Below are 19,698 nucleotides of genomic sequence, written 5' to 3' on the forward strand. Positions count from 1 at the left end.
CGCAACGAAATGCGCAACGATATGGGGATACTTAGAGGCAATTGCTGATGGCAATGGCGGCTGGTGAAGATCTCGATGTTTTGTTCGGGATTTGCATCACCGGCGCCCGCAAGACCTCAGAATTCAACGCTTCCCCCATCTTCTGGCACGACTTGAATCCGACGACGGGCGATTGGCTTGGTGGGATTCGTGCATTTGCTGAGACTAACCTCGTGATGCAGCGCTACTTAACAAACATCACGTTCCTGTGGTTAGTGCCGCCGGACGGAGGGGTGCGATTTTGCATCGAAGAAAGTTACGAAGCTACGTCACCAGATCGTCGGTTTGCTCGGCCCCGCGAAACCGACCAGCTTTCTCGATTGTTACCGCTGGGGCATCCCATGTTGGCGGACGAGGATGTGGCACGCATTGCTGGAGAGCTATATCTTGAACAGACGGGTTTTGAAGTTCCGTGGGTTCTTTCGAACAAGTCGGCAAGGTACGGTGTAGGAAGGTCCGAGGGACAATTGAACAACGTGGCGGGACTTTTTCAAGAGGCGGGTCTGCCTGTTGAAGTGTACTTCGTCAAATAGTGGATCAAGGATTTGGAACTCGCATCAGTCGATCTGTTTCGCATTCGCCGTGGTCAAGCGGAAACGCTCTCGCGGTGGTTGGATGCGGAGCAAGCAGCGGCCAGTTTTGAGCGAGCTATCATAAGACGGCTTGAAGTTTACGAACACATACGTTCACCGGATTCAGTCTCACCCATCTACCTCTTCGGTCGAGAGATGCGGCAAATCTGGGACAACCGCGCGAATGAAGAACTAGAATTCAGAATCGCGCCCGACGAGCTTGGGAATAGAGCGTATCTAATTTTTCTCGCGGGATTCTTCAGGCGTCCACTTCAACTCGCAACAGATATCGACAGGGCGCCGCCAGAACGCGTTTCGGCTTTGATCAGTCAACTTATTGAACAGCCTTAGCGCTCCCGCTGAAAGCCTCTGCGGCCTCTTACTGGAAGTGCGGATGATGATGCCCGTAATTCTCCTGCAGCTGTTCCAGCGTCATCGCTAGCCATCCTGCGGCCTGCCAAGCGTCGGTGCCCATCTGCATTAGCCAGTCGCCGCCGTGTGGCCAGTATGTACGGTGGCGGAGGTCTGCTCGGGCTCGCGGCGCACGCGGGTCTCCACCACTTCGATGTCGAGATCGGCGAGGATGCTGGCGAGCTGTGGGGTCATTGCTCAAGCCCGCCCTTTCTCTTGGAGAACCGGCGAGCGACCTGCAATAGTGATGCCCTCCATATACGAACAGGGACCGCTGCAATGGCGCCGAACAAGTCTAAGCCGACGTCGATCAAAGAGATTTCACGAACGTCTCTGGGCTTTTTCGAAGCTACCAAGGCGCTGAAGGAAGCCGCCGCGGGCGGAGACCATGCCGGCGACCGTCTGACTGCAATAGTCGGTGGGGCCATCGTCGAGACCGCGCTCAGTGCGGGATTGGGAAGGATCATGCGGGACGACCTGGGGCCCGCAGAGAAAACAAAGCTGAAGGATGGCCTCTTTAAAATGGAAGGTGGCATCCTCGCTTCAATGGGAAGCCGTATCGACATAGCGTATGCGTTTGGCATCATCGGGCCTATTACACGTCGAGATTTGGTCAACATCGGCAAAATCAGAAACGCGTTCGCCCATTCTATTGCGGAGATCCACTTCGGCACTCCGTCTGTGAAGGATCTGTGCGCCGAACTGAAACTTCCGACGTATGAGCACTTCAGAAAACCTCCACGCGACGCGAGGGAAGCATTCGTCACGACCGTTGCAGTAACGCAGGGATGGCTCCAGCTCACTGTGAAGCTTACCGCTCCGAGGATCGAGACATCCTCCGGCAGAGCCCTACCCTCCGACTTGAGCGATCTGAAATGGGCGCCTATGCCGTGAGACAAATGCATCAGAAAATCGGGATCGACTTGGGCAGTATCGAGCCGCTGCATGCGCCGGGCGGTGTCGGTCTGAGGTCCGCGTCAAAGACGATCGTATCCCACCTAGTCTTGATCTTTTCGGCATAATTGTTCGCCGTCGGCGCGGTGGACGACGAAATGCACGAGCTTGCCGATATGGTCGGCGAGTTGCAGACCGAGCCGGCGACAGCGCGCCAGATGCGACCGCAGCCGCGAGACAACTTTCGCCGGTGGGCCGACCGTGCTCGGGCTCCAGCCGGTTTTCGTCCACCCGAGCACCCGAGCACCCGAGTACCCAATCACCCGATTACCCGAGCACTGGAAAATTCGCGTAAGTGCACTCTCTCACACGATTTTTCGAAAGGTCTAATACATCTCGTCTACGCGAGATGGATTATACGATCCAACTGAGATAATTTGGTAATTGATGCCAGCACACCGATTGACCGGGACTGGATTTACTTAAGTATTTGATAATGCAGGGATTTTTTGCAATTCTAGCGTCAGGTCACTGAGGGTTCTTTTGGTGGCGCGGATTCAAGCCCGCGTCGTGAACGGTTAGGGACTAGGCCGAGGGTCCAAACTTCGGCCGCCCCGCTTCTCGACCATAAAAAGGTGCCACATGGTAAAAAGATCTCGCGTCGCAAAGAAGGTGACCGCCCTGCGGAAGACGTTGTGGCCCGATCTCCGTCCTGCTGATCTATGGACCCGTCATACAGATGACGGTTTTACCTCAATTCCGCGAACCCTTCCGATCATCATGTCAATCATCGACGATCTGACCAAAGGGAAGCCGGCATCGGACGCCTATTTCGAGCTTTGGTGCCGGGCATACGACGAAATGTATGTCAGCCTCGGAGCGGCGGCCATGCTGGCCCGTCATTCGGGCTATTCAGGTCAGAGAGCCGTGCGGCTATGGGCTGAACGGATCGAATTGCTAGCTGAGTTGGGCTTCATCCGTGTGCGCGAGGGAGCTTCCGGCAAACTGTCGCACGCCGTAATTCTAAATCCGCACCTCGTTATCAAAAGGCTCTTCGCGGATAAAAAGCCCGGTTTGTTGAAAGAGAAATATGATGCGCTCGTCGAGCGAGCGAACGAAACGGGCTCCGTTGATTTCGAGGAGGAGGACAAGCCGGTCGAAGATGCGGCATGATCGATTCCCTCAGGCCCTGCGTTTCTTTCTTAGTACACTCCTCCCTCGGTTTTCGACCTTGATCAGCGTCGCCCGCTGAACGCCTCTGCGGCTTCTTCCTGGAAGTCCGGGTGGTGGTGACGTCCGTAATTGTTCTGAATCTGCTCCAGCGTCATCCCTAGCCAGCCGGCGGCCTGCCACGGGTCGGTGCCCATCTGCATGAGCCATGTCGCTGCGGTGTGACGCAGGATATGCCGGACAACGTCAGTGCTGAGGCCTGCGTCAGCGACGATTGCATCCCATCCGGTCTTGATCTTCTCGGCATATTGTTCGCCGTCGGCGCGGTGGACGATGAAATGGACGGGCTTGCCGAGCTCGTCGGCGAGCTGCAGATCGAGAATTTCCCGATTTTCATCTGAGTACAACCACTCGGGCGCGCGTGCCCTGCTGCGCGCAGCTATCCGCCTTCAAAAACGCGCTTGCGGGCATTCTCGATATGCGACCGCATGGCTTCGCGAGCTCCGGCTTCGTCTCTGGAGGCGATCGCATCGAACACGGCCCGGTGCTCCTCTTGCCCACGCAGAAGTCGGTCGCGAGGCTGGATCAAGGAGAGGTTTCGATTGAGCGTGATACCCACGCTCACCTGAGACTGGATCGCGGCGAGAGTCGCGGCGAAGAAGCGATTGCCGGTCGCCTCTGCGACCGAACGGTGGAACGCAATGTCTTCCTCTACGCCCAGCGCGGCATCCGCGATCACTTGATCCAGTGCCGCGATAGCGTCGCGGATCCGGCGCAGACCTTCCGGATCGTGATCGCGCGCGGCAAGCGCAGCGGCTTCTCCTTCGATGCCGATGCGAAATACGAAACAGCGCTGGATATCGGCAATGCTTCCCACGGGAGCGTAGTTGTAAACGTCTGCCGCGGGACGTCGCATCACAAACGAACCGGCGCCCTGCCGCGATGCGACGACGCCGTCATCGCGCAGCCGCATCAGCGCTTCACGGACGACCGGGCGTGAAACGCCAAGCTGATCTGCCAGGCGTGTCTCAGGAGGAAGCCGCGAATTGACCGGGTAGATTCCGACCGTGATCTGGCTGAGGACATGATCGTAGACGCGGTCGCTGAGCTTTCCCGTCACAGCCGGGCGCTCCGGAATGTCGTCCCGTTTGACCGTTGAGCCCATGTTCACCCCGTCCTTGCTCCGAACATGCTCCAGTCTTTGGCAACATTACATCTTTTTGACAAGTCGGCGTGCTGCCGCTGACAATCCGGGATTGCAGCGCTGGCCAAACTGCTTAGGCGCGGGCGGCGGCGTCTGACAGCCAGGCTTCGATCAGCCGCTGCACGTGAAGGGCGGAGCGCACGCCATTGGATGGCTCGCGTCGTTGTTCGATTGCATCCAGCATCTCGGTGATCACGCCCCGATGCGGGCCGTGATCGAATGCCATCGGATCGGCACCTCCGCCGCCGGATTGCGCAGTCCCGACGGTCTCTGGCGGACCTTCGTGACGATGGATGACCAATTGAAACGTCTCGAGATAGGCCGAACCGCGCGTGCCCGCGATTTCGATACGCTCCGGATAGCCGGGCCGCGCAACACTGGTGGCATCGAGCACGCCGATGGCACCGCTTTGGAAACGGACCGCGGCCGCGGTCACGTCTTCAGTATCGATCGTTCGGAGCGGTGAGGTCGATGCAAAACCGGCGACGTCCTTGTGCGGTCCCACGAAATGCAGAAGCAGATCGAGCGTATGGATGGCCTGTGTGAGCAATACGCCGCCGCCATCGCGAGCCTTCATGCCGCGGCCCTGTTGACGGAAATAGGCGTCATCACGCCACCAGCGGATCGATGCACTCGCCGACAGGATATCGCCCAGATCTCCCTGATCCAGCACCGCCTTCAGGCGTAGTGCTGCGGGACGAAAGCGATGTTGCAGGCACACGCCGCACCGCACGCCGGCAGCCTCCGTGACGGCCGCGAGTTCCTCACCCCTGGCAACCGATATCTCGACGGGCTTCTCCACCAGAATGTGCTTTCCTGCTGCGGCTGCAGCCTGCACGGTCGCCAGATGCGTCCCAGGGGGCGTCAGTATCAGGACGAGATCGAGATCGGAGCGCGACAGCAAATCCTCTTGGCTGTCGAAAACCGGAACGCCCCACTGCTGTGAAAACGCTGACCGGCGGTCCGCTGACGGCGCAAACCCGCCGACGATTGCGATCCGTCCCTGCGTCTGCAATTCAAGCAACGAAAGAATATGCGGCTTCACCGCCATTCCTAGCCCAATCAGGCCGACTCCAATTGGCATGCGTCTCTCCCGATGGCCGACCTTCTCAAGGCGCCGACTTGTCGGCTCTTAGGGTCGGGTATGACGTCACAGATTGATATGCGAACGAGCAAGACGGGCAAGGTGCGACATCGCGACATCAGCAAGTCCTGCTCATGATCGGCCGATTGCGATCCCCCAATGCTTGACAGATGTCGCCCAACTCGTCGATGCTGTGTTTACAAATAAAAGACAACCGCGCGCGACGCGGGTGCATATGCTAGGGAGGAATCGGAAATGCGGATCTGTCCGAATGCATTATTGCGCCCGTTTGCCGGCGCCGTGGCTGTCCTCGCCGTAACAGCCTTCGCTGGTGAACCTCTGAAGGCCGCCGAGCCCATCGTTCTCTCGATCATCGATACCGGGGGAGATTTGGCATCTACCCAGGTCATCATCGAGAACTACAAGAAGGCTAATCCCGACAAGATCAAGGAGATCAGGATTCAGCGCGCGCCGGCGCCGGAGTTGCCGGCCAAGATCAAGGCTCAACAGGATGCCGGACGGCTGGACATCAACCTTGTGCTCACCGGACAGGACGGCGGCGCGTTTCTCGCGGCCAACAACCAGCTGATCAAGATTCCTGATTTTGAGAAACAGTTTCCGCGCGATGAGATGACGCCTGCCGGCAAGGCGCTGTACGACGAGGGCCGCGACTACATGGTGCCGTCGGTGGGCAACGCCGGGGGGCCGGTGTTCGTCTACAATCCCAGCAAGGTCCCCAATCCGCCGAAGACCGCCGAAGAATTGCTGGCCTGGGCAAAGGCAAATCCGGGCCGGCTGATGTATGCGCGTCCGGCGAATAGCGGACCGGGTCGGTCGATCGTACTGGGCATGGCGCACATTCTAAATGACTCGAAGCCACTCGATCCCGACAAGGGGTGGGACAAGACCTGGGCCTATCTGAAGGAGCTTGGGCAGTATGTCGAATACTATCCGACGGGCACCGCGATCACATTGAAGGAATTTGCCCAGGGGCAACGCTGGATCATCGCCGGCATCATGGAATGGGACATGAAGCCGCGTGCCCAGAGCGTCATCCCGCCGGACTCCAAGATCACCATCCTTCAGAACACGACCTTCGTGGTCGACGGACATTACTGGTGCATCCCCACAGGCGTGCCGAAAGAACAGGTCGACGTCATTCTCGATCTCATGAAGTTCATGCGCCGGCCCGAGCAGCAGGTGCTTTCCTGGCCGGGCTTCATTGGGCCGACGATCACCGCGGCCACCATGGAAAAGGCACCCAAGGAGATCCAGGAACTGGTGAAAGAGTTTTGGCGGCCCGAATACGACGAAGTCGGCACCAAGTGGAAAGTATCCCCGCCGCTCGGCGTGAAGGAATTGAGCTACGCGATGGACCGTTGGGACCGGGAAGTGGGCGCAAACCAGGTCAAGAAGTAATCCATTCGATGAGCGTGCGGGTCCCCATGTACGGACCCGCCGGTGGCTTTGTTGCTTCTTATTCAGAAACGGGACGACATGAACGGGCCGGGAGATAGGTTGGACTCGCTGAAGCTTGGAATCACCAAGCGCTATGGCAACAAGACCGTGCTGGACAACCTTGAACTCGATATCCGAAAGGGCGAGTTCGTCACCTTCCTCGGACCGAGTGGATGCGGAAAGTCGACGGCCTTGTCGATCGTCGCTGGCCTGATTGCGGCGACCGAGGGCGAGATCAGGCTCAATGGAGCGCGGGTCGATCATCTGCCGCCCGAGAAGCGCGCATTCGGAATGGTGTTCCAGAATTACGCGCTGTTTCCTCACATGACGGTCTTCGACAACGTTTCGTTCGGGCTCACCTTGAAGCCATTGTCCAAGGAGGAGATCAAGAAGCGCACCGATGCGATGCTCAAGCTGGTGCAATTGACCGGCTATGAGGAGCGCTATCCGGGCCAGCTCTCCGGCGGTCAGCAGCAACGCGTTGCGATTGCGCGGGCCCTCGTGTTGCATCCGCGCCTGATGCTGTTCGACGAGCCGCTTTCGAACCTCGACGCCAAGCTGAGGGTCGAGATGCGGGCGGAGATCAAGCAGATTCACGCCGCGCTGGGGCTGACGTCGATTTACGTGACTCACGACCAGGCCGAAGCGCTGTCACTGTCGGACAGGATCGTTGTGTTGCGCAATGGCGTCCTGATGCAGTCGGGTACCCCACAGGAAATCCACGACCGGCCCAAGAATGTCTTCGTGGCGGACTTCATGGGTTTCCGGAATTTCTTCAAGGTCAGGATCGCGTCAGTGTCCAACGGAATCGCCGAGGGCGTCGGCGACGGAATCCGGATTCGAGCGCGGGCAGGAGCCGATGTGCGCGTGAATACCGACATGGTGATGGCGATACGTCCAGACGATATCCGGGCGGGCGGTGAGGTGGTTTCCGGTGCCGAAGATGTTAGTGGCCGTGTCGAAGTGGTCGAGTATCTCGGTCGGGAACAGGAAGCCGCCATACGCATCAATGACAACACGCGAGTCTGGTTACGCACCGCCGAGGCGATACGAACCGCCGATACGATTGGCCTTCAGTTTCCGATCGACAAGGTCGTCTTGCTTCCTGCGGAATAGGCGAGAAAATAATGCGCGCCGTGGCCAACGATGAGAAAAGCGAATTCGACGCGCTGGCATTCTTCTGTTTGCTGCCGTCCTTGCTTTACGTTCTCTGCATGTTCGTCTATCCGTTTCTGTATGGTGTCTATCTCAGCCTTCAGCCGCAAAAGGTTGGCGGCTTCAGCCTCGCTAACTATCTCACCTTCTTCAGCGATCCCTATCAGTATGGTACGATCTGGATCACCTTCAGTCTGGCGATTCCCACGACGATCGTTGTCCTTCTGCTCGCTCTTTGGCTGGCTTACGGCATGCGCCGGGGCATTTTCATGGAACGGACCGTGACGACGATCTTGATCATGCCTATTTCGCTTGGCGTGATCCTGCTGTCGGAAGGTATCTTGGGTTTCTATGGTTCGCAGGGTTGGTTCAATCAGGTCCTTCTCGGATTAGGGCTTATCAAAGAGCCGTTCATTCTGACCCATAACTACGCTGGCGTTATGCTGGCGTTGTTCATGCAGCAGTTTCCGTTCTGCTTCCTGATGCTGTTGGGATACATATCCGGCATCGATCCCAGCCTTGAACGCTCGGCGCGGATGCTTGGTGCGACACCTTCGATTGTCTTCCGGCGCGTGATGCTGCCGCTCATCGCGCCCGGTCTTGCCATCGCATTCGCGCTGGTGTTCGTCATGAGCTTCGCGGTCTTTCCCTCCGCCATCATGCTCGGGCAGCCGGCGGGCACCACGCGCACGATCTCCATTGCGGCCTATCAGAAGGCCTTCGAACAATATGACATGTCGGCTGCTTCCGCGATTGCAGTGGTTATGGGCCTGTGTCAGCTGGCAGCGCTGCTGGTGATCATCCTGTTCCGCCGCCGGTTGTCGCCGGCTGCGACGATGGGCGTCGGAAAGAGATAGGTTGCACAATGCGAAGCAGAATGTGGAAGCTCTCGCTCTATCTGTTCATCGTGGGTTTCATCCTCAACATGCTTGGGATCGTGTCGCATGTTATCGTGAGTTCGTTCGCCAAGCTGTGGTTCGGCGGCCTGCTGCCGCCGGCCTATACGACGGACTGGTTCGCTTATGCGTGGAAGAATTTCGATCTGGGACAGGTGCTGGGTGTCACGCTGCTGATCGTGGTCGTCGTCGTCTTCCTTGCATTGGCCATTGGATTTCCGGCCGCTTACATTCTTGCGCGACGAAATTTTCGATTCAAATCGGTCATTCTGCTGCTGTATTTTCTGCCGCTGGTCATCCCACAGATGACTTACGGGATTCCGCTGGCGACCACTCTCTACCGATACGGGGTCGGCGGATCCATCGTCGGCGTGATTCTGGCGGTCCTGGTGCCGATGGTCCCGTTGGCCGTCTTCGTGTTGATGCCATTTTTCGAGCAGATCAGCGTCAATCTGGAATGGAGCGGATCAATGCTCGGCGCAAGCCGGGCTCAGATTTTCAGGCGGATATTGTTCCCCCTGATGGTACCGGGAATACTGACCGCCGGCGTCCTCGTGCTGGTCAATACGATATCGAATTTCGAGCTCGCATTTCTCCTCGGCGGCGGTGGATCGCAGACGCTTGTCGTCGCGTTATTCTACAACATGTTCGCCGGAGGCGTTCGCCCGGTCTATTCGATCGATGCCATGGCCGTGATCTACATGGTGATGGTCATGACGCTGCTTCTGATCGCATTGCGGTTCGTGCGCCCGACACAGATGGTGTTCAAGCTCGACAAGTAAATTCATATTTGAGGCTGCGCGTGCTTGGTCATCGCCAAGGTTGGCTCATCGCGCAAGGCGGACAGGAACCACCTGCCGAAGCATGGAGCCGGACCTAGCAACTGGCATCGACTTTTGTCGCGATCTTGAACCTGCCGTTCGAGGCGTGCAGATGTATGGAACGTTGAACAGTCCGATGACGAGCAGCCGGCTGGGTTCTCGTTCGCATATTGGTTCATGGGCATCAGCGCGGTCCTACGGGCGCCTGTTTCCAAATTGAATTTCGTGACTTTGCGGATACGTTGTACTTTGCGCTACACCGGCTTGGAACTTAATCCACCAACCGACGGGGTAACGGTGCAGATCATCTTCGCGCCGATCACTTTGACAACTGATGCGCCTGGCCAGACTCCGACTGGTGATCGGAAACTGTTGTCGGTGGTTTCAGCGCTGAGATGGATTCAGCGCTACGTTGGAGCTGAAACCCGCGCGTCCCCTCAATGGGTTGACGTCGTCAGCAGGCTAGCTGCTGCGAGCGAAGATCCGGTCAGCACTGTTGACGCTAGGAATGCACTTCACGATGCAATGGTTGCCTATGGTTGGGCCAAGCGGAGCATCCATTGATTTCGTTTTGGCAAGCGACCGCGCGTGTTAGCCGCCGACATAGATATTGCCAGTATGACGGATTCAATCTGGTGCTGCGCGCGGCTGATGCGGTGTTGATTGTCGAGTCTACTCGCGCCTCATTTTGTCGGATCGGCGCCACGATTATCGGAAGGCGCGTACCGTCGCCAACCGCATCCGCGCAGGACGTGTTTACCTCAACGGCGCTGCATTCGGCCGCAGCCTTCCTTCGGAGGATACAAACAGTCCGGCAATAGGCGCGAGTTCGGGGTTTTCGGCTTTGAAGAATATCTGGAGGTCAAAGCGATCATTGGGTAGCGAAGCCGGCTTCGCCCGCAAAACACGATAGTGGTTTGCCGCAAGTAGTCCGCCACGAGGCTGTCGTAGCTCTCGCGGCGCCACGGTCGCGCGCTTCCTCCAAGTTGGCGCGCGGCCAGGGTATCAATAGTTCGACGAAGGTGCTCTGCGTACGGGACGCGGTGCACAGGTTCGATGTCTGCCACTTCAGTCATGATTTCAGAGGCTTAGTGTGCGACTGGAGGCTCTTGAAAGGCCGTTTTGCACGCAGCTGCATTTTACCCGTCCTTCACGTAATCGGGCTTTACCCGGTTAGGCACCTGCAGATTCCACTTCTTGTTGGGGGGCGCTCAACGCCGGCAGGAATTTCTCCGCGGCTGCAGCTGGTTAGATGTTCCTGCACCGAGGGCACGCAAAAACGCCGTGTCAGCCTCGGTAATACTGCGCCGGGGACTCCAGTCTCCAAGACATCGGGGGACATGTAGCGCTTGTCGCAAGTGATCATCGCGCTTAGTCATAGGCGATATTGTCGAGTGGTTCGAATCCGGCACTGGTGTCGTTCCCGCGTCGCTCTCATGGGCATCTTTATTTATGGCTGTGCAATACGAGCAAATTGCCGAAAGACTGCGGGCATATCGCATTGGGAGGGGCCTCTCCACGGAGGAGATGGCGGCCCAACTCGGAATTTCCAGAGCGGCGGTCTACCGGCTGGAAAAAGGCGGATTGATCAAGCTTGAGATACTGGAGCGGATTTCCGAATTGCTCGGCGTCTCACTGGCTTCGCTGCTGGACGCGGGCGTCGAATATCACAGCAACGCTGTTAGTTTCTTCGAGCGCATGCGCCAGATCGAGTTGACCTCGGAGCGCGTATTGGCGCACTATGAGCCGATCTCGTTCATTCTGGCATCCGAAGACTACAACGATCATCTGCGCCAGATGCTCATCGAGACGCTGCCGGCGAACGGAGCGAAGGCCGATCTCAAGCGACAGATTGACGATGTGATCCGAATTCTGTCGGAACGGAAATCGCTACTACGTCAGAAGCAACCGAATGTGGCCAGCATCATCGGCGTATTGGAGATCGAACGGTTTCTGCGTCTTGGACTGGTGGGACGCCTGGATCTTCCTGCCGCCGTGCAGAAGAAGCGGCGGCTGGCTGCTGCGGTCGAAGTGGAACGGATCGCGCAGTTGATGGAACAGGAGCCGGTTGGAATCCAGATCGGCCTGGTCGAGTGCGTCATGCCAAGTCAGACATTCCAGATATTTCGACGCAGCGAGGGCTCGCTGGTGTCGGTCAGTCCGTATCGTCTTGGCGAATTGCCGAATATCCTGACGGGCGTTGCCATTGTCACGGCCGCTGCGGAGGCCGTCCAATTGCATGAAGCGATGTTCAAGAAATTATGGAACGGGTCCGTCCGGGGGGCAGCTGGCGCAACGCTGTTGCGAAAGCTGATGAAGCGCACGCTGGCCTAGCTGTGCGAGTCGGCAGTCGCGGCGGATAAATTTTGAGACAGCGCGGATTTCCAGTCGAATCTATTCGTTATGCAGATGGTGGCGTTATTCGCGTCATTTCGTGAGGTATTTGCCGCGAACCTATGCAGTGCGAAAGCGATTCGTTGACGTGTTCGGCGGGCTGTCTCAATTTTGGTATTTTTGTTGACTTTTGATCTGTGGCCCAACAATTTTGATCGCGTCGAAATGGGGGATTGCGGGCAGGCTCGTCGTCAGGCCGGTCGCCGATCCAGTAAATCCCGGTCGAGACGTCATTCGAACCTGCAAGCTGCGACAGGAGACATCAATGCTAGGCCAGCCGATCCAGAGCAACCTCGCGGCTTTCGATGAAATTCCGATCGTCGATATCTCAGGTGCAAATGATCCGTCCAAGCGGGCGGCTCTGGCCCGCGAGGTGGTCGCGGTAGCCGAGCAGGTCGGGTTCATGTACATCGTCGGCCACGGCATCGGCGACGATATCCTGGACGGCGTGTTCGACATGAGCCGGCAATTCTTCGACCTGCCGGATGCCGAGAAGCGCAAGATTCACATCTCCAAGTCGGGTCACTATCGTGGCTATCTCGGCCTTCGCGAGAAGGGCGACACCGACCCGAGCTTCAAGGGCAATAATCTGGAAGCGTTTCATTGCGCGGCGGAACTCGACGAAAGTCACCCTGATGTCAAAGCCAACTTGCCGCTGCGAGGTCCAAACCTGTGGCCGTCCGGGCCGGACGGTTTCCGCGACATCGTCTACTCATATTATGAGCGGACCTACCAGGTGGGGACCACGCTACTCGAATTGCTCGCGGAGGGTCTCGGCGAACCCACCGACAAGTTCACGAAATACTATGCCCATGACGTGTCGCAGTTGCGGTTGCTGCGCTATGCGCAGATCGAAGATCCGACCGTCGAGCTGTTGGCACGCGCGCATTGCGACACCGGCGTCATCACCATCCTCTCGCAGGACCAGACCGGCGGCCTGGAAGTGCAGAACAAGAGCGGCGACTGGATCGCGGCGCCTCCGTTAAAGGGCTCTTACATCATCAATATCGGCAACACGCTGCAGTTCTGGACCAAGGGCAGGTTTTCCTCGACCAATCATCGTGTCGCCAACCGCGGCAGCGGTGCGCCGCGCTTTTCGATCCCGTTCTTCATGACGCCGGATTTCGACGCCGTGGTGAAGCCGCTGGGGTCGGAGAATGAGCCCGAGGCGCCGACCTTCAGCGTCGGTGAAGAGATGCTGACCACCTACAAGCGCATCTGGCCGTCGCCGGTCGTCTGATCGGTGCGCAGCGTGCGGCACGACGATTGCATCTGTGAGTACGGGCCGTGGGCGCTTACGGAATATCAGATTGCCGCCACGAACCTGCCTGCCTCTTCAGGACAATCGACGTTGAACCACTATCGGAATTGCCAACCAAGGAACTGACATGAGGTCTACCTCGATCGCCGCTATCGTCGGCGTACTTCTGGCCGCCACCGTTGTGCAGGGGGCGGAGTTGCCGGAGGCGATCAAGAAGGCCGGCGAGTTGAAGTTGACTGTCAGCTCGACTTACGCGCCGATGGAATATCGCGATCCAGCCACCAATGAACTTGTCGGCCTGGACATCGATCTCGGCACTGAGATAGGCAAGCGACTCGGGCTTAAGGTGGTCTGGAGTGAGACCAAATTCGCCGAGATCATCCCGGCGCTGCAGACCAAGCGTGCCGATTTTGTCATCAGCGGCATTTCGGATCGGCTGTCACGCCGTGAGACCGCCGACTTCGTCGATTATCTGAGGACCGGCCCGCAATTCTTCCTTCTGGCTGAGAGCCCCGTTCAGGCCGCCATCGACCTCTGCGGCAAGAAGGTCGGAACTACCCGCAGCACGATCTATCCCCAGGACATCGAGCGCTGGAGCAAGGCCAATTGCGAGACCGCCGGCAAGCCCGCGGTGCAGTTCACCCCCGGTGAGAATGCGGTCGATGTCCGCAATCAGCTGAAACAGGGCCGCATCGATGCCGCGGTGCAAGGCAGCGAGACGCTGCCTTATGCCCAGCAGCAGGAGCCAGGCAAATACCGCGTCGTCGGCGAGCCGATCGGCAGCGGTTATCAGGGCATCATGTTCCGCAAGGAAGACACCGTGCTGCGCGACGCCGTGTTCGAGGCGCTGGGCGCGATGATCACCGACGGCACCTACAAGACCATCCTCACCAAATGGGGAATCCCGGGCAACGCGATCGAAAAACCTATGATCAACGCGGCCGCGCAATGAACGCAGCGGAACGACTTGCTGGCGATTTCCCCGATCTGTCGGGGATGCCGATCGCGCGGCAGCTGCACTGGCAACGCTGGATCACTGCGGCCGCGATCCTTTTGCTGCTGGCGGCTATCGGTCGTGCTTTCGCCAACGGTCAGATCGAATGGTCCTATGTCGGCCGTTTCCTGACCGTACCGGTAATTTTGCAGGGCATCGCCAACACCATGATCATGGCGGTGCTTGCGATGTCGCTCGGCATCGTGCTCGGGGTCGTCATCGCCATCATGCGGCTGTCGTCCAATCCGGTGCTGAAGACGGTGGCAGCCGGCTACACCTGGCTGTTCCGTGGCACGCCTTTGATCTTGCAGTTGCTGCTCTGGTTCAACATCGCGCTGGTGTTTCCGACCATCGGCATTCCCGGCCTTTGGTCGGCGCGGGCGGTCGACGTCATGACGCCGTTCCTGTCCGCGCTGCTTGGCCTCGGCATCAATCAGGGCGCCTACACCTCCGAAGTCATGCGCGCCGGGATTCTGTCGGTGGATACAGGGCAATACGAGGCCGCGCAGGCGATCGGCATGAGCCGGCTGCAGGCGCTGCGCCGGATCATCTTTCCGCAGGCGATGCGCGTCGTGACGCCACCGCTCAGCAACGAGTTCATCGGCATGGTCAAGGCAACGTCGCTGGCCAGCGTGATCCAGTATCCGGAAGTGCTTCATAACGCCGAAAATATCTATTACGCCAATTCGCGCGTCATCGAACTTCTGATCGTGGCCGGGCTCTGGTACCTGCTGGTGGTGTCGATTCTGACTCCGCTACAGATGTTGATCGAGAAGCGCTTCGCCCGCGGTTCAGTACAGACGCTGCGATGAACAGACCCCTCGTTGCGATCCGCTCGGTCAGCAAGACCTTTGGCGACTTTCAAGCGCTGAAGCAGGTCTCGCTGGATGTGCATGCCGGCGAAGTGATGTGTCTGGTCGGCGCGTCCGGCTCGGGCAAGACGACGCTGCTGCGCTGTGTCAACCAGCTCACGGAGATCGACAGCGGCGCCATCTGGCTCGATGGCGAACTGCTCGGCCTACGCGAGGAGGGCGGGCGGTTGCATCGCCTGAATGAGAAGCAAATTGCGAAGCAGCGGCTGAAAACCGGCATGGTGTTCCAGCGCTTCAATCTGTTCCCGCACAAGACCGCACTTGAGAATATCATCGAGGGACCGATGCAGGTGCAGTCGCGCAATGCCGCGGAGGTCATTGCCGAGGCGATGGAATTGCTGCGCCGTGTCGGGCTGGCGGAAAAGGCCGGGTCCTATCCCTCGCAACTGTCCGGTGGCCAGCAGCAGCGCGTAGCGATTGCGCGCGCGCTGGCGATGAAGCCGATGCTGATGCTGTTCGACGAGCCAACCAGCGCGCTGGACCCGGAACTGGTCGGAGAGGTACTCGCGGTCATGAAGGAGCTCGCGCGCAGCGGCATGACCATGATGGTGGTGACGCACGAGCTCGGATTTGCGCGCGAGGTCGCCGACAAGGTGGTCTACATGGATCAGGGCGTGATCGTGGAATCCGGAACGGCGGCCGAAGTCCTCGCCGCGCCGCGTGAAGCGCGAACGCAACTCTTTCTCTCGGCAGTGATCCGATGATGCTGGGAAACGACGACCTGAAAAAGGTGATAACCGATGCAGGACAGTAAAGCGCTCAACAGTATCCCCCTGGTTCCCGCCAACAGCGCCGCACCAGCACCTGAATTTCCGTGGCCGAAGTCCTATACGTCCGCCATGTTCCTGGCCTTCGACGTTGACGCAGAAAGCGCCTGGACCGGCAAGGATGCCGCGCATGCGCAGCGCCTGGTTACCTTGAGCTATGGCGGTTACGAAGCGCGCGTCGGCGTGCCGAAGCTGCTGCAACTGCTCGACCAGCTCGATCTGAAGGCGACGTTCTTCGTGACCGGCTGGACCGTGGACGCGCATCCGGCGATGGCGGAATCGATCCTGAAGGCCGGCCACGAGATCGGCCATCATGGCTATCATCATCTGGTCGTGGAGCCGGGCGACCCCGTCGAGGAGGAGCTGGAACGGGGTCTCGATGCCCTGAAGCGCGGTCTCGGCGTGATACCGAAGGGATACCGCGCGCCGGTCGGCGAATTTTCCGAAGCGCTGCGCGTGGCGCTGGCGCGACGTGGTTTCGCCTACAGCTCGTCGTTCCGCGACGATGTCCGGCCATATCGCCACCGCCTCGCCAATGGCCAGCCGGGCACGATCGAACTGCCGGTGACGGCAAGTTACGACGACTGGATGCACGGGCTGTCGAATCGCTTCAGCCCGCGATCGATCTTTCCCAAGGAACATGTGCTGTCGATCTGGAAGGACGAACTGGACGAGATTCGCGACTGGGGCGCCATGGTCACCACCGTGCTGCATCCGCAATGCAGCGGCCGGCCGATGCGGCTGCGTCTGCTGCGCGAGTTTCTGACTTACGCGAAATCCTGTCCCGATCTGTGGATCGCGAATGGCGCGGCGATCGCGGCGCATTATCAGATGCACGAGTTGGACGCCGCCCTGCGCTCGGCATGAGATCATGACCACGCTCTCCCGACATCACGTTCAGCATGAGATCGGCCGCTCCATGCGGCGGGGCGCGACGCGGCGCTTCGCCGCCGGCGATGGCTGCTGTCTCGACGACGTGTCGGTGAAGGGCGAACTGCACGCGGCATTCTTGCGCAGCCCGCGCGGGCAGTCTGCATGAGCCAGGTGCAGCGAACCCTCATTATAGGTGGCCGGATACTCGATCCGGATGGCGAACTCGACCAGCCTCCCGTCGCCGACGTTCTGATCATCGATGGGCAAATTGCGGCGATAGGTCCCGAAGGGAAGCTCGATGCAGGCGAGGATGCCCGTGTCATCGACGCGCGCGGCAAGTTGGTAACGCCTGGCTTCATTAATGCGCATTACCATTCCCATGATGTCCTGCTGCGCGGGATGTTCGAGCAGATGCCGCTTGAGGTCTGGGGGCTCTACAGCTTCCCGTCGAACTATCCCCGTCGCAGCGACGAAGAGGTCCGTGTCAGGACGTTGCTTGGCGCCGTGGAGAATCTGCGTTGCGGCGTGACTACCGTGCAGGACATGGTATCCATCGTGGGGCCGGATCAGCGCCACATGGACGCGGTGCTGTCCGCCTATCAGGAGGCGGGCATTCGCGCCGTCCTGGCGCTTCAGCTTGGCGACAAGGCTGCGGCTGATACGGTACCGTTCTGGCGTGAAGAACTCTCTGCCGATGCGCTTCGGCAGCTTGGCGGAAGCCTCGATCCCCGTCCGATGCAACATTTCGTCGCTTCGCTGCTGGATGCGCCGCGATCCGAACGTGTGAGCTGGGCGCTTGCGCCATCCGCGCCACAGCGCTGCTCGGAACAGTTGTTGCAATGGACGGCGCAAATGGCCGCGGACCGGGCTCTGCGCGTGTTTACACATCTCTACGAGACGCGCTCGCAGGCATTGCTCGCCCGCCTCGCATATCAAGGAGATCATCGCTCACTGGTGTCTTTTCTCGATCGTCTGGGTCTGCTTAGCGATCGCCTGACCATTGCGCACGGCGTGTGGATTTCCGATCATGAGATCGCGCAGTTGGGCGCGGCAGGTGTGAATCTCGCGTTCAACCCCGTCAGTAATTTGAAATTGCTGAACGGCATCGCACCGATCCGGCGTTATGCAGAAGCCGGGGTGAACGTCGCACTTGGATGCGACAACTGCAGCGGCAGCGATTCCCAGAATATCTTTGAATCGATGAAGGCGTTCGCTCTGTATTGGGCGCTGCAAGGGGAAGCCGGCGAAGCCGGCGCCGCGCGAGCCGCGTTTCGGGCTGCGACGATAGGTGGCGCCAAGGCGCTCGGATGCGAGGCCGATCTTGGAGCGATCAGGCCAGGCGCGAAGGCTGATCTCGTGCTCATCAGTCTCGATGATCCCGCTTTCGTACCGCTGAACAGTGCGGTCCGCCAATTGGTATATGCCGGCACGCCGCGCGCCATCGACACGGTCCTCGTCGCGGGCGAACCGGTCGTCGTTGATGGCCGCACCACGCGTATGACCCAGCAGAGCGTGATGGCAGCGGCCGCCGGGGTGCAGGCCTGCCTGTGTGAGGAATACCACGCGGTCAGCGCCCGACTGGATCCGGTGGCGCGCGAGATTCTCGGCGTTCATCGCAAGATAGAATGCCAGCCGATCGATATCGACCGGCTGCGGCTGAGAGACAGCAAGGTGTCCGGTCTGATGATCAGGGCCGGGAAGACGTGACCGTCATCGTTGCGCGGGTGTGTACTGCCAGTTGCCGCTGCGACCTTCGCCGGGATACTCAGCAACAGCTTGAGCGAACTGAAACGAGGGCCGTGATGCGGTCTTCTCGGCGGGGGATCGAAGATCGGTCTCAGAAGGTTCTTCAGCGTGCGACCGGTTGATCGAATAAGCATCCGTGATCGAGCGTAGTGGAATCTCAAAATTCTACCCCCATATATCTGGCTCGATATGCCGTGTCCGCGCGCGCCTGGCATTGTTTCGCGTCAAGAGATAGTCGTTCCCCTATGACCCCACCCAATGTCCTTCGCGACTTCGTCGATCGCCATCAACGTCTGTTTGTCCTGACCGGCGCGGGCTGCAGCACCAATTCGGGCATTCCCGATTATCGCGACACCGACGGCAACTGGAAGCGGACGCAGCCTGTGACCTTTCAGGCCTTCATGGGCGAGGAACTGACGCGGCAGCGTTATTGGGCGCGCAGTCTCATTGGCTGGCGTCGGTTCGGCCAGGCGCGGCCGAACGATGCGCATCATGCGCTGGCGCGGCTCGAACAGATCGGCAAATGCGAGGTTCTGCTCACGCAGAATGTCGACCGGCTGCATCAGGCGGCCGGCAGCAAGAAGGTGATCGACCTTCACGGTCGGCTCGATCTCGTGCGCTGCATGGGCTGCGAACGTCGGATCCAGCGCGATGAATTCCAGCACGAGATGGGCCGCTTGAACACAGGTTGGCTGGATCTCGACGCGGCTGTTGCGCCCGATGGCGATGCCGATTTGGAGGACGTCGATTTCGCATCCTTTGTCGTGCCGGCTTGCGAGATCTGCGGCGGCATCCTCAAGCCGGATGTCGTGTTCTTCGGCGAGAACGTGCCGCGCGAATTCGTCGATGCCGCGCTCGGCCACCTGCACAACGCTGATGCCATGCTGATCGCCGGTTCGTCGCTGATGGTCTATTCCGGGTTTCGCTTCGTTCAGGCGGCTATGCGGGCGGAGATTCCCATCGCCGCGGTCAATCTTGGCCGCACGCGGGCTGACGAGTTTCTCAGCTTCAAGGTCGAAGATCGCTGCGAGGACGCGCTCGCGTTCCTGCTTCGGCCAGCGGACGCGCCGTAAAACGGCATGCCTCG

The 19,698-nt window shown here is 59.3% G+C and carries 20 protein-coding genes and 1 pseudogene; 16 read left to right on the top strand and 5 right to left on the bottom strand.

Translation table 11 applies throughout. The features are described 5' to 3' along the window. The first annotated feature begins 47 nt into the window (after positions 1-47). Complete coding sequence (locus AB7828_RS26085) at positions 48-572, top strand: hypothetical protein (RefSeq protein WP_439086444.1); 525 nt, start codon at positions 48-50, stop codon at positions 570-572. A 519-nt stretch (positions 573-1,091) separates the two neighbouring features. On the opposite strand, the gene AB7828_RS26090 is transcribed toward AB7828_RS26085, so the two are convergent. Beyond that, the gene (locus AB7828_RS26090) at positions 1,092-1,217 is read right to left on the bottom strand and encodes a hypothetical protein (RefSeq protein WP_441231565.1); all 126 of its coding nucleotides are present in this window, start codon (positions 1,215-1,217) and stop codon (positions 1,092-1,094) included. A gap of 84 nt (positions 1,218-1,301) precedes the next feature. Here AB7828_RS26090 and AB7828_RS26095 point away from each other — a divergent pair, with 84 nt between their 5' ends. Then, positions 1,302-1,916 (top strand): hypothetical protein, encoded by a 615-nt coding sequence (locus AB7828_RS26095; RefSeq protein ID WP_441231566.1) that lies wholly within the window; start codon positions 1,302-1,304, stop codon positions 1,914-1,916. A 780-nt stretch (positions 1,917-2,696) separates the two neighbouring features. Further along, positions 2,697-3,089 (top strand): hypothetical protein, encoded by a 393-nt coding sequence (locus tag AB7828_RS26100; protein WP_441231567.1) that lies wholly within the window; start codon positions 2,697-2,699, stop codon positions 3,087-3,089. A 62-nt stretch (positions 3,090-3,151) separates the two neighbouring features. Here the strand turns inward: AB7828_RS26100 and AB7828_RS26105 are convergent, their stop codons facing one another. The 3 genes from AB7828_RS26105 to AB7828_RS26115 form a co-directional block, all read right to left on the bottom strand. After that, entirely contained in the window at positions 3,152-3,493 is a 342-nt protein-coding gene (locus AB7828_RS26105) for a hypothetical protein (protein ID WP_441231568.1), read from the bottom strand. Positions 3,494-3,525: 32 nt separating this feature from the next. After that, positions 3,526-4,251, bottom strand: coding sequence for a FadR/GntR family transcriptional regulator (locus AB7828_RS26110; RefSeq protein ID WP_441231569.1), 726 nt, complete (start codon positions 4,249-4,251; stop codon positions 3,526-3,528). 112 nt (positions 4,252-4,363) lie between these two features. Next, positions 4,364-5,374, bottom strand: a complete 1,011-nt coding sequence (locus AB7828_RS26115; RefSeq protein WP_441231570.1) for a Gfo/Idh/MocA family protein — start codon at positions 5,372-5,374, stop codon at positions 4,364-4,366. A gap of 255 nt (positions 5,375-5,629) precedes the next feature. Between AB7828_RS26115 and AB7828_RS26120 the strand changes: the two genes are divergently transcribed. The 11 genes and pseudogenes from AB7828_RS26120 (at position 5,630) to AB7828_RS26170 (ending at position 16,859) form a co-directional block, all read left to right on the top strand. Then, the gene (locus AB7828_RS26120) at positions 5,630-6,793 is read left to right on the top strand and encodes an ABC transporter substrate-binding protein (protein ID WP_441231571.1); all 1,164 of its coding nucleotides are present in this window, start codon (positions 5,630-5,632) and stop codon (positions 6,791-6,793) included. A gap of 99 nt (positions 6,794-6,892) precedes the next feature. Further along, positions 6,893-7,948 (top strand): ABC transporter ATP-binding protein, encoded by a 1,056-nt coding sequence (locus tag AB7828_RS26125; RefSeq protein WP_441231572.1) that lies wholly within the window; start codon positions 6,893-6,895, stop codon positions 7,946-7,948. A gap of 11 nt (positions 7,949-7,959) precedes the next feature. Further along, positions 7,960-8,844 carry an ABC transporter permease gene (locus AB7828_RS26130; RefSeq protein ID WP_093759510.1) on the top strand — a complete coding sequence of 295 codons (885 nt, stop codon included), beginning with the start codon at positions 7,960-7,962 and terminating at the stop codon, positions 8,842-8,844. Positions 8,845-8,864: 20 nt separating this feature from the next. After that, positions 8,865-9,665, top strand: coding sequence for an ABC transporter permease (locus tag AB7828_RS26135; protein ID WP_441231573.1), 801 nt, complete (start codon positions 8,865-8,867; stop codon positions 9,663-9,665). 754 nt (positions 9,666-10,419) lie between these two features. After that, positions 10,420-10,586: pseudogene (locus AB7828_RS26140) on the top strand (aldehyde dehydrogenase family protein); the annotation flags it as partial. Between the two features lie 570 nt (positions 10,587-11,156). Continuing rightward, positions 11,157-12,038, top strand: coding sequence for a helix-turn-helix domain-containing protein (locus AB7828_RS26145; RefSeq protein ID WP_441231574.1), 882 nt, complete (start codon positions 11,157-11,159; stop codon positions 12,036-12,038). A 325-nt stretch (positions 12,039-12,363) separates the two neighbouring features. Next, entirely contained in the window at positions 12,364-13,338 is a 975-nt protein-coding gene (locus AB7828_RS26150) for an isopenicillin N synthase family dioxygenase (protein ID WP_441231575.1), read from the top strand. 148 nt (positions 13,339-13,486) lie between these two features. Beyond that, positions 13,487-14,311, top strand: a complete 825-nt coding sequence (locus tag AB7828_RS26155; protein WP_093759507.1) for an ABC transporter substrate-binding protein — start codon at positions 13,487-13,489, stop codon at positions 14,309-14,311. Further along, entirely contained in the window at positions 14,308-15,165 is an 858-nt protein-coding gene (locus AB7828_RS26160) for an amino acid ABC transporter permease (protein WP_441231576.1), read from the top strand. Before AB7828_RS26155 ends, AB7828_RS26160 begins: the two co-directional genes overlap by 4 nt. After that, positions 15,162-15,929 (top strand): amino acid ABC transporter ATP-binding protein, encoded by a 768-nt coding sequence (locus tag AB7828_RS26165; RefSeq protein ID WP_441231577.1) that lies wholly within the window; start codon positions 15,162-15,164, stop codon positions 15,927-15,929. The genes AB7828_RS26160 and AB7828_RS26165 overlap by 4 nt, the downstream gene beginning before the upstream one ends. A 36-nt stretch (positions 15,930-15,965) precedes the next feature. Next, positions 15,966-16,859, top strand: a complete 894-nt coding sequence (locus AB7828_RS26170; RefSeq protein ID WP_441231578.1) for a polysaccharide deacetylase family protein — start codon at positions 15,966-15,968, stop codon at positions 16,857-16,859. A 30-nt stretch (positions 16,860-16,889) separates the two neighbouring features. Here AB7828_RS26170 and AB7828_RS26175 read toward each other — a convergent pair whose 3' ends face one another. Next, a complete protein-coding gene (locus AB7828_RS26175) occupies positions 16,890-17,234 on the bottom strand; it encodes a hypothetical protein (RefSeq protein WP_441231579.1) in 345 nt (114 codons plus the stop codon). 30 nt (positions 17,235-17,264) lie between these two features. Here AB7828_RS26175 and AB7828_RS26180 point away from each other — a divergent pair, with 30 nt between their 5' ends. Both AB7828_RS26180 and AB7828_RS26185 read left to right on the top strand, forming a co-directional pair. Next, positions 17,265-18,572: an amidohydrolase family protein gene (locus AB7828_RS26180; protein ID WP_441231580.1), complete on the top strand. Its 1,308-nt coding sequence runs from the start codon at positions 17,265-17,267 to the stop codon at positions 18,570-18,572. A 284-nt stretch (positions 18,573-18,856) separates the two neighbouring features. Next, positions 18,857-19,684: an NAD-dependent protein deacetylase gene (locus AB7828_RS26185; RefSeq protein ID WP_441231581.1), complete on the top strand. Its 828-nt coding sequence runs from the start codon at positions 18,857-18,859 to the stop codon at positions 19,682-19,684. Positions 19,685-19,698 lie beyond the last annotated feature (14 nt).

Source organism: Tardiphaga sp. 215_C5_N2_1, from assembly GCF_052076055.1.
GTDB lineage: Bacteria > Pseudomonadota > Alphaproteobacteria > Rhizobiales > Xanthobacteraceae > Tardiphaga > Tardiphaga robiniae.

Excerpts from the sequence above, each read along its gene's own strand:
- AB7828_RS26085 (WP_439086444.1), top strand. The coding sequence starts at position 48 with ATGGCAATGGCGGCTGGTGAAGATCTCGATGTTTTGTTCGGGATTTGC.
- AB7828_RS26090 (WP_441231565.1), bottom strand. The coding sequence starts at position 1,217 with ATGACCCCACAGCTCGCCAGCATCCTCGCCGATCTCGACATCGAAGTG.
- AB7828_RS26095 (WP_441231566.1), top strand. The coding sequence starts at position 1,302 with ATGGCGCCGAACAAGTCTAAGCCGACGTCGATCAAAGAGATTTCACGA.
- AB7828_RS26100 (WP_441231567.1), top strand. The coding sequence starts at position 2,697 with ATGTCAATCATCGACGATCTGACCAAAGGGAAGCCGGCATCGGACGCC.
- AB7828_RS26110 (WP_441231569.1), bottom strand. The coding sequence starts at position 4,251 with ATGGGCTCAACGGTCAAACGGGACGACATTCCGGAGCGCCCGGCTGTG.
- AB7828_RS26115 (WP_441231570.1), bottom strand. The coding sequence starts at position 5,374 with ATGCCAATTGGAGTCGGCCTGATTGGGCTAGGAATGGCGGTGAAGCCG.
- AB7828_RS26120 (WP_441231571.1), top strand. The coding sequence starts at position 5,630 with ATGCGGATCTGTCCGAATGCATTATTGCGCCCGTTTGCCGGCGCCGTG.
- AB7828_RS26130 (WP_093759510.1), top strand. The coding sequence starts at position 7,960 with ATGCGCGCCGTGGCCAACGATGAGAAAAGCGAATTCGACGCGCTGGCA.
- AB7828_RS26135 (WP_441231573.1), top strand. The coding sequence starts at position 8,865 with ATGTGGAAGCTCTCGCTCTATCTGTTCATCGTGGGTTTCATCCTCAAC.
- AB7828_RS26145 (WP_441231574.1), top strand. The coding sequence starts at position 11,157 with ATGGCTGTGCAATACGAGCAAATTGCCGAAAGACTGCGGGCATATCGC.
- AB7828_RS26150 (WP_441231575.1), top strand. The coding sequence starts at position 12,364 with ATGCTAGGCCAGCCGATCCAGAGCAACCTCGCGGCTTTCGATGAAATT.
- AB7828_RS26155 (WP_093759507.1), top strand. The coding sequence starts at position 13,487 with ATGAGGTCTACCTCGATCGCCGCTATCGTCGGCGTACTTCTGGCCGCC.
- AB7828_RS26160 (WP_441231576.1), top strand. The coding sequence starts at position 14,308 with ATGAACGCAGCGGAACGACTTGCTGGCGATTTCCCCGATCTGTCGGGG.
- AB7828_RS26165 (WP_441231577.1), top strand. The coding sequence starts at position 15,162 with ATGAACAGACCCCTCGTTGCGATCCGCTCGGTCAGCAAGACCTTTGGC.
- AB7828_RS26170 (WP_441231578.1), top strand. The coding sequence starts at position 15,966 with ATGCAGGACAGTAAAGCGCTCAACAGTATCCCCCTGGTTCCCGCCAAC.
- AB7828_RS26175 (WP_441231579.1), bottom strand. The coding sequence starts at position 17,234 with ATGCGCATTAATGAAGCCAGGCGTTACCAACTTGCCGCGCGCGTCGAT.
- AB7828_RS26180 (WP_441231580.1), top strand. The coding sequence starts at position 17,265 with ATGTTCGAGCAGATGCCGCTTGAGGTCTGGGGGCTCTACAGCTTCCCG.
- AB7828_RS26185 (WP_441231581.1), top strand. The coding sequence starts at position 18,857 with ATGACCCCACCCAATGTCCTTCGCGACTTCGTCGATCGCCATCAACGT.